Origin of the sequence: Streptomyces hawaiiensis (genome assembly GCF_004803895.1) — a bacterium.
Taxonomy (GTDB): domain Bacteria; phylum Actinomycetota; class Actinomycetes; order Streptomycetales; family Streptomycetaceae; genus Streptomyces; species Streptomyces hawaiiensis.
In genome coordinates this window covers 3,380,717-3,395,887 of the sequence record NZ_CP021978.1, presented here as the reverse complement: position 1 = coordinate 3,395,887, position 15,171 = coordinate 3,380,717, and the positions used below count along the sequence as shown (strand labels likewise).

General features: G+C 70.1%; 16 protein-coding genes. 11 read left to right on the top strand and 5 right to left on the bottom strand.

Annotated elements, in window-relative coordinates; translation table 11 throughout:
* The first annotated feature begins 357 nt into the window (after positions 1-357).
* The 4 genes from CEB94_RS15540 to CEB94_RS15525 are packed head-to-tail and all read left to right on the top strand — an operon-like array spanning position 358 to position 3,719.
* Complete coding sequence (locus CEB94_RS15540) at positions 358-1,158, top strand: ABC transporter permease (protein ID WP_175437014.1); 801 nt, start codon at positions 358-360, stop codon at positions 1,156-1,158.
* Positions 1,159-1,207: 49 nt separating this feature from the next.
* A complete protein-coding gene (locus tag CEB94_RS15535; protein WP_381104610.1) occupies positions 1,208-1,972 on the top strand; it encodes an ABC transporter permease in 765 nt (254 codons plus the stop codon).
* A 1-nt stretch (position 1,973) separates the two neighbouring features.
* Positions 1,974-2,960, top strand: a complete 987-nt coding sequence (locus tag CEB94_RS15530) for an ABC transporter ATP-binding protein (protein ID WP_175432802.1) — start codon at positions 1,974-1,976, stop codon at positions 2,958-2,960.
* 33 nt (positions 2,961-2,993) lie between these two features.
* Positions 2,994-3,719: a DUF1707 SHOCT-like domain-containing protein gene (locus CEB94_RS15525; RefSeq protein WP_175432801.1), complete on the top strand. Its 726-nt coding sequence runs from the start codon at positions 2,994-2,996 to the stop codon at positions 3,717-3,719.
* A gap of 292 nt (positions 3,720-4,011) precedes the next feature.
* Here CEB94_RS15525 and CEB94_RS15520 read toward each other — a convergent pair whose 3' ends face one another.
* The gene (locus CEB94_RS15520) at positions 4,012-5,346 is read right to left on the bottom strand and encodes an SGNH/GDSL hydrolase family protein (protein ID WP_175432800.1); all 1,335 of its coding nucleotides are present in this window, start codon (positions 5,344-5,346) and stop codon (positions 4,012-4,014) included.
* 194 nt (positions 5,347-5,540) lie between these two features.
* On the opposite strand from CEB94_RS15520, the gene CEB94_RS15515 reads away from it, so the two are divergent.
* Both CEB94_RS15515 and CEB94_RS15510 read left to right on the top strand, forming a co-directional pair.
* Positions 5,541-6,884, top strand: coding sequence for a DUF445 domain-containing protein (locus CEB94_RS15515; RefSeq protein WP_425472543.1), 1,344 nt, complete (start codon positions 5,541-5,543; stop codon positions 6,882-6,884).
* Positions 6,885-6,998: 114 nt separating this feature from the next.
* A complete protein-coding gene (locus CEB94_RS15510; RefSeq protein WP_175432798.1) occupies positions 6,999-8,489 on the top strand; it encodes an MFS transporter in 1,491 nt (496 codons plus the stop codon).
* A gap of 151 nt (positions 8,490-8,640) precedes the next feature.
* Here the strand turns inward: CEB94_RS15510 and CEB94_RS15505 are convergent, their stop codons facing one another.
* Both CEB94_RS15505 and CEB94_RS15500 read right to left on the bottom strand, forming a co-directional pair.
* Positions 8,641-10,062, bottom strand: a complete 1,422-nt coding sequence (locus CEB94_RS15505; RefSeq protein WP_175432797.1) for an alginate lyase family protein — start codon at positions 10,060-10,062, stop codon at positions 8,641-8,643.
* A gap of 329 nt (positions 10,063-10,391) precedes the next feature.
* Entirely contained in the window at positions 10,392-10,694 is a 303-nt protein-coding gene (locus CEB94_RS15500) for a hypothetical protein (protein ID WP_175432796.1), read from the bottom strand.
* A 191-nt stretch (positions 10,695-10,885) separates the two neighbouring features.
* On the opposite strand from CEB94_RS15500, the gene CEB94_RS15495 reads away from it, so the two are divergent.
* The 5 genes from CEB94_RS15495 (at position 10,886) to CEB94_RS15475 (ending at position 13,755) form a co-directional block, all read left to right on the top strand.
* Positions 10,886-11,311: an Hsp20/alpha crystallin family protein gene (locus CEB94_RS15495; protein ID WP_175432795.1), complete on the top strand. Its 426-nt coding sequence runs from the start codon at positions 10,886-10,888 to the stop codon at positions 11,309-11,311.
* Positions 11,312-11,419: 108 nt separating this feature from the next.
* Positions 11,420-11,878 carry a DUF2267 domain-containing protein gene (locus tag CEB94_RS15490; RefSeq protein ID WP_175432794.1) on the top strand — a complete coding sequence of 153 codons (459 nt, stop codon included), beginning with the start codon at positions 11,420-11,422 and terminating at the stop codon, positions 11,876-11,878.
* A 92-nt stretch (positions 11,879-11,970) separates the two neighbouring features.
* Positions 11,971-12,786, top strand: a complete 816-nt coding sequence (locus tag CEB94_RS15485) for an alpha/beta fold hydrolase (RefSeq protein WP_175432793.1) — start codon at positions 11,971-11,973, stop codon at positions 12,784-12,786.
* Between the two features lie 17 nt (positions 12,787-12,803).
* Positions 12,804-13,289 carry a MarR family transcriptional regulator gene (locus CEB94_RS15480; protein WP_175432792.1) on the top strand — a complete coding sequence of 162 codons (486 nt, stop codon included), beginning with the start codon at positions 12,804-12,806 and terminating at the stop codon, positions 13,287-13,289.
* A 76-nt stretch (positions 13,290-13,365) separates the two neighbouring features.
* Positions 13,366-13,755: a VOC family protein gene (locus CEB94_RS15475; protein ID WP_175432791.1), complete on the top strand. Its 390-nt coding sequence runs from the start codon at positions 13,366-13,368 to the stop codon at positions 13,753-13,755.
* A 202-nt stretch (positions 13,756-13,957) separates the two neighbouring features.
* Here the strand turns inward: CEB94_RS15475 and CEB94_RS15470 are convergent, their stop codons facing one another.
* Positions 13,958-14,137 (bottom strand): DUF397 domain-containing protein, encoded by a 180-nt coding sequence (locus CEB94_RS15470; protein WP_342790419.1) that lies wholly within the window; start codon positions 14,135-14,137, stop codon positions 13,958-13,960.
* A 35-nt stretch (positions 14,138-14,172) separates the two neighbouring features.
* Positions 14,173-15,018, bottom strand: a complete 846-nt coding sequence (locus CEB94_RS15465; protein WP_175432789.1) for a helix-turn-helix domain-containing protein — start codon at positions 15,016-15,018, stop codon at positions 14,173-14,175.
* Positions 15,019-15,171: the final 153 nt, after the last annotated feature.

The window sequence follows — 15,171 nt, the reverse complement described above, 5'->3', positions numbered from 1 at the left end:
GGGGCCGGGCTGTGAGCGGTGTGGTGAGGCGGGCCGTGCGCGGGCGGGCACGAGGCGGGTCGTGCTGTTCCGCACGCCTGCCCGAATCGTGATCTCGCCTGCGCGACATTCGCCCGAAGGGGGACACGGCCGTGGATCGCGACGGCTCGTACGCTCCGCCCGGCCGGCACCGCCGCCACGCTGCTCGCCCTGGCCACGGGCGCCTCGGCCCGCGCGGACGCAACGGATCGTACCGTCTGGGCCGCTGTGCGCTCGCCCCGTGGCGCCCCGTCGCTCCCCGAAATTGCGTGGCACGCCCGATCTTCGTCCCACTAGGCTCCTGCGCTTCGGTGCCGTGGGGCGAGGAGGGCGGTGGATGTGGGCTCGTGGCGGTTGTACGCGGCCGTCGCGGCGGGTGGTTTCCGGCGGTACGCGACGTATCGGGCGGCCACGGTGGCCGGGGTGTTCACCAACACCGTCTTCGGCGTCATCCTCGTCTACACGTATCTGGCGCTGTGGGACCAGAAGCCGCATCTCGGGGGGTACGACCAGGCGCAGGCCGTGACGTACGTGTGGCTGGGGCAGTGCCTCTACGCGACGCTGGCGATCCAGGGCGGCGGTGCCGAGAAGGATCTGATGGAGCGTATCCGCACCGGTGAGATCGCCGTGGACCTGTACCGGCCGGCCGATCTGCAGCTGTGGTGGCTGGCGGGCGACGTGGGGCGGGCGTTGTTCCAGATGCTGGGTCGGGGGGTGATCCCGTTCGTGTTCGGCGCGGTGTTCTTCCCGATGGCGCTGCCGACGGACGTCGCCCCGTGGGCGGCTTTCACGGTCACGCTGCTGCTGGCGGCGGTCGTGAGCTTCGCGATCCGCTATCTGGCGGCGCTGAGCGTGTTCTGGCTGATGGACGGCATGGGCGTCAACCAGGCCCTGATGGTCACGGGCATCTTCTTCTCGGGCATGGTGCTGCCGCTGAACGCCTTCCCGGGCACGCTCGGCGAGGTGGTGCGGGTGTTGCCGTGGGCGGCGCAGATCCAGATGCCGGCGGACGTGCTGATGGGGGAGACGGACCCGCTCGGGGCGTTCGCCTTTCAGGCGGCGTGGGCGGTGGCGCTGCTGGCGGCGGGCAGGCTGATGCAGTCGGCCGCGACGCGGCGGGTGGTGGTGCAGGGTGGGTGAGCGCGGTGCTGTGGCCGAGGGGTTGCGGGCCTACCGGCTGATCGCCGGGATGTGGGTGCGGTCCAGCATGACCTACCGCGCCTCGTTCGTCGTCACGGTGCTCGGGAACCTGACGGTGACCGGCCTGGACTTCGTCGGGATCCTGCTGATGTTCTCGCAGGTCGACTCGCTGGGCGGCTGGTCGCTGCCCGAGGTGGCCTTCCTGTACGGGCTGTCCGTGACGTCGTTCGGGATCGCCGATCTGGCGTTCGGCTCGATGGACGTCCTGGGCGCCCGGATGCGCGACGGTTCGTTCGACACGCTGCTGGTGCGTCCGGCGCCGGTGCTCGCCCAGGTCGGGGCCGACCGGTTCGCGCTGCGCCGGCTGGGCCGGATCACGCAGGGCGCGGTGGTGCTGGGCTGGGCGCTGGTGTCGGTGGACGTCGACTGGAGCGCGGCGAAGGTGCTGCTGGTGCCGGTGATGGTGGTCAGCGGTGCGGCGATCTTCTCGGCGGTGTTCGTGGCGGGGGCGGCCTTCCAGATCTACGCGCAGGACGCCGCCGAGGTGCAGAACGCCTTCACCTACGGCGGGACGACGCTGTTGCAGTATCCGCCGACGGTGTTCGGCAAGGACCTGGTGCGGGGCGCGACCTTCATGGTGCCGCTGGCCTTCGTCAACTGGGTGCCCGCCGCCCATGTGCTGGGGCGGCCGTATCCGATCGGACTGCCCGGCTGGGCGGCGTTCGCCTCGCCGCTGGTGGCGGTGGTCTGCTGCGTGCTGGCCGGGCTGGCGTGGCGGACGGGGCTTCGTTCGTACCGGAGTACAGGGAGTTGAGTTGACCGGTTCAAGCGGCGGTTTCATCGAACTGGAGGGTGTGGAGAAGGTCTTCGAGGTGCGTAAGAAGACCGGCTTCATGAAGCGGGAGCGGCGGCAGGTGCGGGCCGTCGACTCGATCTCCTTCCGTGTGGAGCGCGGTGAGATGGTCGGCTACATCGGCCCGAACGGCGCCGGCAAGTCGACCACGATCAAGATGCTGACCGGCATCCTCACGCCGAGCGCGGGCCGGCTGCGGGTGGCCGGCATCGATCCCTCCCGGGAGCGGACGCGGCTCGCACACCGCATCGGCGTGGTGTTCGGGCAGCGTACGACGCTGTGGTGGGACCTGCCGCTGGTCGACTCCTACCGGCTGATGCACCGTATGTACCGGATCCCGGACGCCCGTTACCGGGAGAACCTCGGCCGTCTGGTCGAACTCCTCGGCCTCGGCGACCTGCTGGACGTGCCGGTGCGGCAGCTCTCCCTCGGCCAGCGGATGCGCGGTGACATCGCGGCGGCGCTGCTGCACGACCCGGAGGTGCTGTACCTCGACGAGCCGACCATCGGGCTGGACGTCGTCTCCAAGTCCAAGGTGCGGGAGTTCCTGCGGGAGTTGAACACCGAGCGCGGCACCACGGTGCTGCTGACCACGCACGACCTGCAGGACATCGAGCAGTTGTGCAGGCGGGTGATGGTCATCGACCACGGGCGTCTGATGTACGACGGCCCGCTCGCCGGGCTGCACGAGGCGGGGGAGAGCGAACGGACCCTGGTGGTGGACCTGGAGCGGGAGCTGCCGCCGATCGAGGCACCGGCGCCCGCGCGGGTGGTCCGTGTGGACGGTCCGCGGCAGTGGCTGGCGTTCCCGGCGGGGGAGTCGGCGGCGCCGCTGGTGGCGCGGATCGCGGCCGAGTACCCGCTGGTGGACCTCTCGGTACGGGAGCCGGACATCGAGGCGGTGATCGCCCGCATGTACGTCGAACAGGCCGAGCGGACGATCTCGTAGCCCCCGGCGGGGCGAACTCGTAATCTGCTGTGTATGACCGACGACGCAGTCCCGGACCTCCGCGCCTCCGACGCCGACCGTGAACGGGTCGCCGGCATCCTGCGGGACGCCGTCGCGGAGGGACGCCTCGACATGGAGGAATTCGAGGAGCGGCTGGACGCGACGTACAAGGCGCGGACGTACGGGGAACTGGCGCCCATCACGCGTGACCTGCCGGCCGAGGGCGTCACGGTGCCGGCGGTGTCCCTGACGAAGGATCCCGCCACCGGCTCGGACTGGTCCGGGCGGATCGTGGGCGGCGAGGGTTCTTCCACGTGGGCCGTCGCCGTGATGTCCGGCTTCCAGCGCAAGGGGCGCTGGACGATGCCCCGGCGCTTCACCTGCTTCGCCTTCTGGGGCGGCGGGGAGATCGACCTGCGCGAGGCGAACTTCGCGGACCGCGAGGTCGAGGTCAGCGCGATCGCGATCATGGGTGGGGTGGATGTCATCGTCCCGCCCGGTGTCGAGGTCGTCGTCCGCGGCATCGGCGTCATGGGCGGCTTCGACCACCGCGAGGAGGGCGTGCCGGGGGAGCCGGGCGCCCCGCGGGTCGTCGTCACGGGCTTCGCGTTCTGGGGCGGCGTCGGGGTCCAGCGGAAGCTGACCCGGGCGGAGAAGCTGCGGATCCGCGAGGAACGGCGCCAGGAGAAGCTGGAGCGGAAAGCGGGACGGCGGGAACTGGACGAGCCGCCCCGGCGGGATTCGCACTGGGAGCACTGAGCACTGAGCACTGAGCCCTGGCGGCCGGGTGCCCGCGCGTACTGGGCTCCGGCGGCCGTGTGCCCGTGCGCTGGGCACCCGCAGCCGCGTGCCCGTGTCCTGGGCTCCGGCGGCTGTGTGCCCGCGCGTACTGAGCCCGGCGGCCGTGTGCCCGTGTGCCCGTGTACGGAGCCCCGCAGCCGTGTGCCCGTGTGCTGGCCCCGGCGGCCGTGTGCCCGCCTGCACTGGGCCCCGGCGGCCGTGTGCCCGCCGCCTGTGGACGGGCGGCGGGCACGGGACGAGGCCGGACGGGCTACAGCTCCGCCGGCGCCGACCCCTTCAGCGTGTCCAGGTCGAAGGACTCCGCCATCCGCGCGTAGCCCCTGTCGCTGGGGTGCAGATGGTCCCCCGAGTCGTAGTCGGCCCGCAGCCGCCGCGGGTCGTACGGGTCGCGCAGCGCCTGGTCGAAGTCGGCCACGGCGTCGAAGACCCGACCGGCGCGGATCTCCGCGTTGATCGTCCGGCGTACCGCCTCGCGGGCCTCCGTGTACCCGCGGTGTCCGTAGAACGGCATCAGGGTCGCGCCCACGACCTTCACCCCGCGCGCATGGGCCTGCCCCACCATCGTGCGCAGTCCGTTCAGGATCGCGTTCGGGTCGGCGAGGCGCGGGTTGCGCAGGATGTCGTTGACGCCGAGGTCGATGACGACGACCTTGACGTTCGTCCGCTCCATCACGTCCCGCTGGAAGCGGTTCAGTCCGCTGGTGTTGTCCGCGGGGCGGCCCAGCCCGTCGGCGAGGACCTGGTTGCCGCTGATGCCCTGGTTGACGACGCTGTAGCGGGGCAGGTCCCGCCCGGCCGCGATCTCCGCGCGCAGCCGGTCGGAGAGCACGTCGGTCCACCGGCTGTTGGTGCCCGGAGTGGAGGTGATGCCGTCCGTCAGCGAGTCGCCGAGGGCGACGATCGTGCCGTCGGACTCGTTGCTCAGCACGTCCAGCGCGGTCAGGTACCGCCAGGAACCGGTCTGCTCGGTGTACGGCGTGCCCGTCGCGTCCTGCGTCTGGTCGCCCTGGGCGATGTAGGAGATCTGCCGGGCGTGCCGGTGGTAGGTCACCGGGCCGGAGCTGGTCGGGGTGTAGGTGGTGATCAGGACGTCGGAGTCGTGCGGGACGACGACCCCCACCGCGTCGCTCATCACCTGCCGGCCGGGCGGGATGACGACCGTGGGTCCGCCGCTGAAGGTCAGCTGCCGCATGGTGTCCGCGAGTGCCGCCGCCGTACCGCTGCCCGCGGAGACGGCGATCGTCGCCCCCGTGATGCTCAGCGGCGACTGGCCGTAGAGATTGGACAGCGTCACGCGGGCACTCGTACCGCCGACGCTGGTGTGGACGACGTTGCGAACCGAACGGTCCGCCATGCCGGTCGTCTCGGTGCCGGGTTCGGCGGCAGAGGGAGACGTGGACCAGGTGCCGACCCAGGTGCCCGTGGAGGCGGGGGCGGCGGAGTTGTGGGGGGCGCGGCCGTCGCCGAGGGCGTTCCGGCTGCGCGGGCTGTCGTCGGGCGCCACACCGACGTATATGGCGGTGGAAAGGGCCACGATCGCTGCGACGACCAGGGCAAGGAGGGCGTAGCCACGTCCTCGGGTCATGCTGTGTTGTTCTCCTCGGGCGATGGGAGCCCAAGGCTCCGATCTGATGTGCCCATGATGCGTCATGGACCGGGGGAAGCTCACAGGACCCCGTGGCAAAACCCCCTCCCGACAGACGCCGGGAACTCCTGTTCCGTTCCAGGAGTCGGTCAGGAAGGGACAATGTGTGCGGGATCACCAAGCGGGTGGAGCGGATGGAACGGACTAAAGCAGCAGAAAAGGACGCCGGTGCCGGAGGGCAGCATGCCCGGCCCGGTGCCGTCGTGAACCGTGCGATGACGGCCTTCAGCCCGGCGGACGAGGAGAAACAGCGCGGTGTGCGGCAGATGAAGCTCACCGCCACTGGGCTCCTGGTGTTCGTGGCCCTGGTCTACGTCCTCGCCAAGTGGGCGCAGAACTCCGGCGCCGGCCCCTGGGCGGGCTATGTCGCCGCCGCCGCGGAGGCGGGCATGGTCGGCGCGCTCGCCGACTGGTTCGCCGTCACCGCCCTCTTCCGGCACCCCCTCGGCATCCCCATCCCGCACACCGCGATCATCCCCACCAAGAAGGACCAGCTCGGCGTCTCCCTGGGCGAGTTCGTCGGCGAGAACTTCCTCTCCGAGGACGTCGTACGGCAGCGGCTGCGCGCCGTCGGCATCGGCAGCCGCCTCGGTGCCTGGCTCGCGGTCCCCGAACACGCCGATCGGGTCACCGCCGAGCTGTCCACCGCCCTGCGCGGCGCCCTGACGGTCCTGCGCGACTCCGACGTCCAGGCCGTGGTCGGCGAGGCCATCACCCGCCGCGCGAACGCCCAGGAGATCGGGCCCGGCATCGGCAAGATGCTGGAGAAGGTCGTCGCCGACGGCGGCCACAAACGGGTCGTCGACCTCGTCGTCACCCGTGCGCACGACTGGCTGGTGCTGCACCGCGACGAGGTGATGGACGCCGTGGAGGGCGGCGCCCCGGGCTGGACGCCGAAGTTCGTCGACCGGAAGGTCGGCGAGCGGGTCTACCGGGAGCTGCTGCGCTTCGCCACCGAGATGCGCGACATGCCCGGCCACCCGGCGCGCGGCGCCCTGGACCGCTTCCTCACCGACTTCGCCAACGACCTCCAGTCCGACACCGACACCCGCGCCCGCATCGAGCGGCTCAAGGGCGAGGTGCTGGGCCGCGGCGAGGTCCAGGACCTCATCGCCAGCGCCTGGACGGCCGTACGATCCATGATCGTCGCGGCGGCGGAGGACGAGCGCAGCGAGCTGCGGCTGCGGGTACGGGCGTCCCTGCTGTCACTCGGCTCGCGGATGGCGGCCGAGCGCAAGGTGCAGGACAAGGTCGACCAGTGGGTGGAGGACGCGGCCGTCTACGTCGTCACCACCTACCGCAAGGAGATCACCTCCCTGATCACCGACACGGTGGCGAGCTGGGACGCCGAGCACACCACGAAGAAGATCGAGGCCAACATCGGCCGGGACCTGCAGTTCATCCGCATCAACGGCACGGTGGTCGGCTCGCTGGCCGGCCTGCTGATCTACACGGTGTCGCACGCGCTCGGGGCGTGAGAGGGGCAGCTCGGAGCGTGAGGGAAGTAGCTCAGGGCAAGAGAAACCGCTCAGGGCGTAAGAGAAACCGCTCAGGGCACTCGAACCGGGTTCTTCTCGATGGGGAGGGAGCCCATGACCACCGCACAGGCCGGGACCGGCCGAACCATCACCACCGACATCCCCGCCCGCCTCGACCGCCTCCCGTGGTCACGCTGGCACTGGACGATCGTCATCGGCCTCGGCACCGTGTGGATCCTCGACGGTCTCGAAGTCACCGTCGTGGGCAACATCGCCAGCCGCCTGTCGGAGCCCGGCAGCGGCCTGCCCATCACCTCCGGCGAGGTCACCGGCATGGCGGCCGCCCTGTATGTGGCGGGCGCCTGCCTGGGCGCCCTCTTCTGGGGCCGCCTGACCGACAAGTGGGGGCGCAAAAAACTCTTCATGATCACGCTGGCGGTGTACCTGGCGGCCACCGCCCTCACCTCGATCGCCTTCGACACCTGGTGGTTCTTCCTCTTCCGCTTCCTCACCGGCTTCGGCATCGGCGGCGAGTACGCGGCGATCAACTCCGCGATCGACGAACTGATCCCCAAGGAGTACCGCGGCCGCACCGACCTGATGATCAACGGCAGCTTCTGGCTGGGCGCCGTCTTCGGCTCACTGCTGTCCATCGTCGCCCTGGACACGGACATCTTCGCGGCGAACGTCGGCTGGCGCCTCACCTTCGCGCTCGGCGCGGTCCTCGCCCTGGTGATCCTCCTCGTCCGCCGGCACGTCCCGGAAAGCCCACGCTGGCTGCTGATCCACGGCCGCGACGACGAAGCGGAACGCATCGTCTCCTCCATCGAACGCAAGATCGAGGAGGAGCGGGGCGAGCCGCTGCCGCGCCCGGAGGGCGAGATCACCATCCACCAGCGCCGCAGCGTCTCCTTCCTGGAGATCGGCCGCACGGTCTTCTCCGACTACCGCAGGCGTGCCGTCCTCGGCTTCTCCCTCTTCATCGGCCAGGCGTTCCTCTACAACGCGATCACCTTCGGCTTCGGCGCGATCCTGACGACGTTCTTCGACGTCCCGAGCGGCAACACCGGCTACTACTTCGCGGTCATCGCACTCGGCAACTTCTTCGGCCCGCTGCTCCTCGGCAAGCTCTTCGACACGGTCGGCCGCCGCATCATGATCTCCGGCACCTACCTGCTCTCGGGCCTGCTCCTCTTCGGCACGGCCTGGCTCTTCGACCAGGGCTCCCTGAGCGCGGACACGATGACGGCGTGCTGGTGCGCGGTCCTGTTCTTCGCCTCGGCCGGCGCGTCCAGCGCCTACCTGACGGTCTCCGAGGTCTTCCCCATGGAGACCCGCGCCATGTCGATCGCGTTCTTCTACGCCATCGGCACGGCAGCCGGCGGCATCAGCGGCCCGCTCATCTTCGCCAAGCTCACGGAATCCGGCGTCGTCGGCGACACGGTCCTCGCCTTCCAGATCGGCGCGACCCTGATGTGCCTGGCCGGCCTGGCAGCGGCTCTCCTCGCGGTGAAGGCGGAACGCCGCTCCCTGGAGGACATCGCCAAGCCGTTGACGGCGGCGGGCAGCGGGGGCAGGGGGGACAGCGGAGGGGCCAGGGGCTGAGGGCTGGGGCCTGGGGGCCGAGGGCCGGGGGCCGGGGGCCGGGGTGCAGCCAAACCCATCCAGCTGAGAGACGTGCGAGCGTGGGGCGTTTCCGCGCTCGCACGCTGCTGTTGCCGTCCGCCGACGGGTGAGAGAGGTCGCGGGTCAGCCGCTACTCGCCCGCCCCCCGCCGCAACACCCGGTCACGCCTCCGCAGCAACAGCAACCCGCCGGCCACCGCGCCGATCCCCGCAGCCGCGGCCCAGCCCGCCGCATCCCCGGAACCCGTCGCCGCGAGGTCGCCCCCACGAACCGGAGACGCCGAAGCCTGCGGCCGCACACCCCCGGCACCCGGCGACCCACCGGACGGACCCGGACTCGGACTCGCTGTGGCTCCATCGACCGCCCTCTCCACCCGGTCCCGGGTGAACGCGAGCGTCCCGAACCCCAGCTGGTCGAACCCCCCGCTGTTGGGCCCGTAATCCCCGCCACCACCCTCGGGCGCGGCCTTGGCAGCCGCCCGCGTGAGGTACGACGCCGGCAACCCCCGCCGCTTGGTGTAGTGATTGGCGATCATCGCCCAGATGGGCCGGGTCATCCCAGGGTCCACACCCGCGACACCGGACGCGGTCTCACTCCCCGACCATCCCCCGATCGCCCCCTTCCGCCGCGTGTTGGCCGTATACGGCACATCCCCGCCCAGGCTCCACTTGGCCACGTACTGCGCCCCCTTGAGGAACCTGCTGTCGTCGTAGCCGTACAGGTCGATCCCCTGGTTCCACGCCATCTCGCACACCGTGCCCATCAGCCCGACCCCGAGCAGCGCATGCCCCTGATCCCGCCCGGCCTCGACCCACTCGCCGAGCCCGTCCTCGTGGACGACCGGAATCGCGTGCTTGACCGACCCCATGCCGTCCCCGTGCTTGAAGTACTCCACGGCCCGGTCGACGATGCCCCGGTCGTCGCAGAAGATCCCGGTCGCGAGGACGCAGGCGATGGCCGTCAGATCCCAGTTGGGCCAGTAGTTCGTGATGACGGCACCGTTGTGGCGGGTCAGGAAGTCGTCGCTCAGCGGATGGAACACACTCCGCATCAGTTCCTGCGCCCGCCCGAGGTCGAAGTCCCCATGTCCACGCACCAGTTCCGCGGCGTTGGCGAACTGATAGCCGTACAACCCCGCCGCCAGGAACCGATCGGCACTGCCCTCCAGCCCGGTCAGCTTCCCCGACCAGGCGTTGAGGATCGCCACGGCGGTGTCGGCGTGCGCCTCCTCGCCGCCGACGTGATAGCGCAGGGCGTTCTGGTACGCGGCGTGGATGTCGTTGTAGAGGATCCGGTAGTTCTCGGGTGTACCCGACCCCCGGTACACGACGGCCTGCGGATTCGCCCGCCATCCGCTCTGCGCATGCCGGTTGGCGGTGAGCTTGGCGAACCCGGCGGTGTACGGTCTGGCGCCCGCCCTCACCTTGGCCGCCATACGGCCCAGATCGGCACGGGTGTGCAGCATCCCGGGGTGCACGAGAGGGGCGTCGGCGGCGCCGGCCGGGGTGGCGAGCGCGGTCGCACCGATACCGATGCCGGCTGCCTTCAACATGCTCCGGCGGCTGATCTGTCGTGTCACGTCGTCGTACCTCAGCGTCGTAAGTCGCGTACCTGCGGGGGACGGTGAGGAGACGGCCGGGCGGCGCAGGCGATAACAGAAACTGCGCTATAGTTGATCTGCGTCCAGTCGCCGGAACTCCGGTCGGCGGACAGTGCGTTGGTGGTCCAAGGAAAGACGCCCCACTTCCTGTGGGGAAATGCAGGTGCAAGGCCTGCCCGGCGCTCCAATGAGAACCCGGCCCTGGGATTCAGGGCCGGGTTCTCTGCTGTGTCCGCCGTGATGAGCCGGTCGGCTACGGCCGGCTCACCGAGATCAGCCGGTCAGCCGCGCCGGTCCGCGACGGCCCACGACGCCAGCCCCACGGCCCCCGCCACTCCGAACACGGCAGGCCAGGCGCCCACCTTCTTCGCCAGCGGATGAGACCCGGCGAAGGCGGCGACATACGCGGCCGACAACGCCCCCGCGGCCACCCCACCGGCCTGCTGCCGCCACTGCCGCGCGGCCGCCACCCCGGCCACGGCGAGCACGATCCCGCCGAGCGGCCGCTGCCTGGTCCAGCGGGCCACGCCGTACCCGCCCACGAGCCCGCTCGCGGCGACCACCGCGCTGGGAACCTTCGCCATATCTGCCTCCTGCTGCTGCTCGAGATCTTGAGGCTAACTCCCACGCTGAGGGGCACACACGCCAGGGGCCACGGTTGTCGTCCACGCGAACCTGAGCCAGGGCTTGTCAAGTTTCCTCCTCCGAGCTATATAAGAAGACGCAGGCCGTAGGGCATCGCACCGACTGCACCTGAAGAGAGGAGTGACCAGTGATGCTCATGCGCACGGACCCCTTCCGTGAACTCGACCGACTCACCCAGCAGGTCTTCGGCCCCGCCGCCACCCGCCCGTCGGCCATGGCGATGGACGCCTACCGCTCCGGGGACGACTTCTTCGTCCACTTCGACCTCCCCGGCATCGACCCCGAGACGATCGAACTGGACGTCGAGCGCAACGTCCTCAACGTACGAGCCGAGCGCAGGTCCCCCGCCCCCGAGGGCGCGGAAGCGCTCGTCGCCGAGCGCCCCACCGGCACCTTCACGCGCCAGCTCTTCCTCGGCGAGACGCTCGACACGGAGCGCATCGACGCCTCCTACGAGGCCGGCGTCCTGACCCTGCGCATCCCGGTGGCCGAGCAGGCCAAGCCGCGCCGCATCCAGATCACGGGCGGAGACGCGCGCAGGCAGCTCAGCGGCTGACCTCACCGCACCGCCCACAGGTCCATCGCGCCGCCGGCACGATCCCCGGCGGCGCGACACCCCACCCACGCCCGTACCCCCGCACGCACCCGGAGGAAAACCCCACACATGAGCACGACGACGGTGCCCCGTGTGACGACGAGCCGCGCCCCCCACGCCGCCGACGACAACGGCTGGCCCCAGCTGATCGAAGCGGTCCGCGAAACGGGCCTGTACCCCACCCGGACGAAGGCGGAGCAGGTCACCCGCACCGTCCTGGCCGCCCTCGGCACCCACGTCATCGGCGACGAACGGGTCGACCTCGCCCGCGCCCTGCCCGGGGAGGCGGCCCGGCTGATCGCCGCCCAGATCCCGGCCACGCACCGGCTGACGGCCGCCGAGTTCGTCGACTCGGTCGCCGCCCGCACACCGGGCGCCACTCCCGCCACAGCCCGCTGGGACGTCAGCTCGGTCCTCAGCACGCTGCCACCCTTCATCGGCGACGAGCTGGTCACCCGCATCCTGGCCCAACTCCCCGCGGGCTACGCCCTTCTGTTCGGCCGAGCGGACCTGACCCCGGCGTCGTAGGCTCCTGAAACAGCGCGCACGACGGCCACCACGTGTCGCACAGGGGGGTGGCCGTCGGCGCGAGCGGTCGATGCGACGTCAACGGGGGCTCCATGACTCACGCCACCTCCTCCGGAACCCTCACCACCCCTGATGGCACCCGCATCGCCCACAGGACCCACCACCCCGCAGGCGACCCCACGGCCACGTTCCTCCTCCTGCACGGCCTGGCGGGCCACCAGGGCGAGTGGGACACCCTCGCCGCGCAGCTGTCGGCCGACGGCCACCGCGTGGTGACGTACGACGCCCGGGGCCACGGCGCCAGCACCCGCACTCCGGCGACCACGACCCGCGAGGCCCACGTCCAGGACGCCGTAGCCCTCATCGAGCACCTGGACCTCACCCCCGTGACCCTCCTGGGCCAGTCCCTCGGCGGCCACACGGCCATGCTGCTGGCCGCGTCCCACCCCCACCTGGCGAAGGCCCTGATCCTGATCGAAGCGGGTCCGGCGGGCCCGGCCCCCGGCCTCCCGGCACAGATCGCGACCTGGCTGGACAGCTGGCCGACCCCGTTCACGTCCCTGGAGCAGGCGGAAGCCTTCCTCGGCCACGAGGCGTGGACGAGGACCCTGGACCGGCGGGACGACGGCTGGCACCCGACATGGGACCGCACCACGATCATCGACACGGTCGCCGAACTGGCCACCACCGCCTACTGGGAGGAGTGGTCCCGCACCACCTGCCCCACGCTCCTCATCCAGGGCGAACACGGCACCATGCGCCCCGACGAACCGCCCACGATGCTCGCCCACCGCCCGGGGACCAGGACGGCGTGCATCCCCGGGGCGGCCCACGACGTCCACCTGGACCAAGCGGCCCGCCTCTACGAGGAGATCAGCGCCTTCCTCCTTGACCTCACGTTTGATTGAGGTCCTACGTTGACCGCATGAGCGCACAGTTTGAGAACCTCAAGGAGTACTCCCCGGAGGAACTGGCCGCCCAGCCGATCGGAGCATGGACCGGCGAGGCCTGCCGCAGGGTGGTGGGAGCCATCCGCGCCCAACTGGCCGTGGACGACCTCACCCAGCCCCACTGGTGGACCCTCAACCACGCCTCAGGCGCCCCGGGCACCTGGACCCGTGCGGCCCTCACCGACCGCCTGACCCCCTACGACGACCAGGACACCGACTTCGACGCGATCTACGACGACCTCATCGCCCGAGGCTGGCTCACGGAGGACGCGACGGGCGCCATGATCCTCACGGAGGAGGGCGAGGCCGGCCGCCTCCGAGCCCGCGAACGCAACCTCCGCGTCCACCACCGAACCCACGAGGGCATCACGGAGGCCGACTTCGTCACGACGATCAACGTCCTGCGCCGCATGGTCGCCAACCTGGGCGGCAACGGAAACCTCCCCGAGAACCCCAAATAGTTCGACAGCCCCGGGTCTCCCCGCCCATCCTGCGGAACACACACCGCGCACGGAACGCACCTCAGGGAGAAGGCCGTTGAACCCGACCATCCGCCACATCACCTTCGACTGCTCCGGCGAACCCTACGAACTCGCCCGCTTCTGGTCCGAGTTCCTCGGCCACCCGATCTCCTACGAGGACAAGCCCGGAGACGACGAGGTCCTGGTCGAACTCCCGGACGGAGTGCCCGGCCTCCTCTTCGTCAGAGTCGAGGAGGCCACGACGGCAGCAAAGAACCGCATCCACTTCGACCTCGGCCCCACAGGCCGCACCCGCTCGGAGGAGGTCGAACGTGCCGTATCCCTCGGCGCCCACATCCTGACGGACCGCACCCTCCCGAACGGCCGAGGCTGGGTGGTGATGGCTGACCCGGAGGGCAACGAGTTCTGCGTGGAACGGGGAGAACTGGATCGAGTGGAGGACTGAAGCCCAGCGGAAGACGGCCCGAGGCAATAACCGAGGCGTCAGCACGCCGCGGCCCCGTACGGTCAGAAACGGCTGAGCTGAAAGCCAGGAGGAGCGCGTGTCACCGGCTGGAGACCAACCACGGGTGTACGAGATCCGGATCCACGATTCCCGAGCCCGCAGGACGCACTCGCGCTCCAGGACCCGATCGGTGCCGTCCTGGTCAGGGCCTCGTGCTGACGTGCTTCATGGTCTGGATGAAGGAGCGCCACGCATCGCCGCTCACAGCGATCACGTGCGCCTCCGTCATCTTCGAGTCGCGAACGAGAGCGCCATCACCGGTGGATGCACACTCGACGCACTCGCCTCCCGCACCGTTGCTGTAGGACGCCGTGAACCACACCAGACGGCTGCTTCCGTCGGACTCGGGCAATATCACTACGCGTAATCCTTCAAGATCGACTCGATCAACAGGGCCGAGCGTTGAGGGCTCAGGGCTGCCGCTCGCAGGCCGTCGAACGCCCTCGTGTACTCACGTACATGATGCTCGCCCTCCAGGTACACAGCATCCGTAATGCCGTCCCGATACACGATGTCCGGATCCTCCGGGGCCGGAAAGCCCAGCATGGTGAATGAACCGGTGGTCGGGCAGGTCCCGGAGTCGAAGGGCAGGATCTGCAGGGTCACGGTCCCTAGCTCGGCCGTCTCCAGAACTCGTTCCAGCTGTTCCCGCATCAGGGCCCGATCACCGATGACGTGGCGCAGCGCGCCCTCGTTCACGATGAACCAGGCATCCGGAGCATCCGCCTGTCGCAGCATGGCTTGACGTTCCATGCGCACACGTACCGCCTTCGCGATGTCCTCCACGGACATATGTGCCCCAGCCTTGTGAAGCTCGGACGCGTACACCTCGGTCTGCATGAGCCCTGGTACGACCTCGCACTGGTACTGGCGGAAGGTGGAGGCGTCCTGCTCAAGGCCGATGTAGATGTTGAACCACTCGGGCACGCCGGCGCCGTGGACCTGCCACCAACCGCGTACTTTCGCCTGTCGGGCCAGTGACTTGAGGAACTCGCGCAGTTCGTCGCTCGTGCCGTAGAAGCGGCACAGGGCGTCGATGTCCGAGGGCTGGACGCGTCCGCTGCCCGTCTCCATCCGGTTGACCTTGGAGCCGCTCCAATCCAGGGCCTCACCGACCTGGGCGCAGGTGAGGGCGCTCTTCTCTCGGAGCTTCTTCAGCTCGATCGAGAGGCGCCGGCGGCGCGCCGTGGGTGATCCGGCCATCTCAACCCTCTTTCGACTAGCGGGCGTTCAGTCTCGCGCCAAGGGGTGTGCTTGCCAATCACTCAGAAGTGGGAATCCCTTCCTGCACATTGCACGACGGGATGTGTTGCCTGCACTCTGGTCGCCACAGCAACTCACCGTGAGCTTTCGTGA

Bases quoted from the DNA above. Each gene is read 5' to 3' on its own strand.
- CEB94_RS15515 (WP_425472543.1), top strand. From the start codon at position 5,541: ATGGAACGGACTAAAGCAGCAGAAAAGGACGCCGGTGCCGGAGGGCAG.
- CEB94_RS15510 (WP_175432798.1), top strand. From the start codon at position 6,999: ATGACCACCGCACAGGCCGGGACCGGCCGAACCATCACCACCGACATC.
- CEB94_RS15520 (WP_175432800.1), bottom strand. From the start codon at position 5,346: ATGACCCGAGGACGTGGCTACGCCCTCCTTGCCCTGGTCGTCGCAGCG.
- CEB94_RS15525 (WP_175432801.1), top strand. From the start codon at position 2,994: ATGACCGACGACGCAGTCCCGGACCTCCGCGCCTCCGACGCCGACCGT.
- CEB94_RS15485 (WP_175432793.1), top strand. From the start codon at position 11,971: ATGACTCACGCCACCTCCTCCGGAACCCTCACCACCCCTGATGGCACC.
- CEB94_RS15495 (WP_175432795.1), top strand. From the start codon at position 10,886: ATGCTCATGCGCACGGACCCCTTCCGTGAACTCGACCGACTCACCCAG.
- CEB94_RS15500 (WP_175432796.1), bottom strand. From the start codon at position 10,694: ATGGCGAAGGTTCCCAGCGCGGTGGTCGCCGCGAGCGGGCTCGTGGGC.
- CEB94_RS15465 (WP_175432789.1), bottom strand. From the start codon at position 15,018: ATGGCCGGATCACCCACGGCGCGCCGCCGGCGCCTCTCGATCGAGCTG.
- CEB94_RS15490 (WP_175432794.1), top strand. From the start codon at position 11,420: ATGAGCACGACGACGGTGCCCCGTGTGACGACGAGCCGCGCCCCCCAC.
- CEB94_RS15480 (WP_175432792.1), top strand. From the start codon at position 12,804: ATGAGCGCACAGTTTGAGAACCTCAAGGAGTACTCCCCGGAGGAACTG.
- CEB94_RS15535 (WP_381104610.1), top strand. From the start codon at position 1,208: ATGTGGGTGCGGTCCAGCATGACCTACCGCGCCTCGTTCGTCGTCACG.
- CEB94_RS15505 (WP_175432797.1), bottom strand. From the start codon at position 10,062: ATGTTGAAGGCAGCCGGCATCGGTATCGGTGCGACCGCGCTCGCCACC.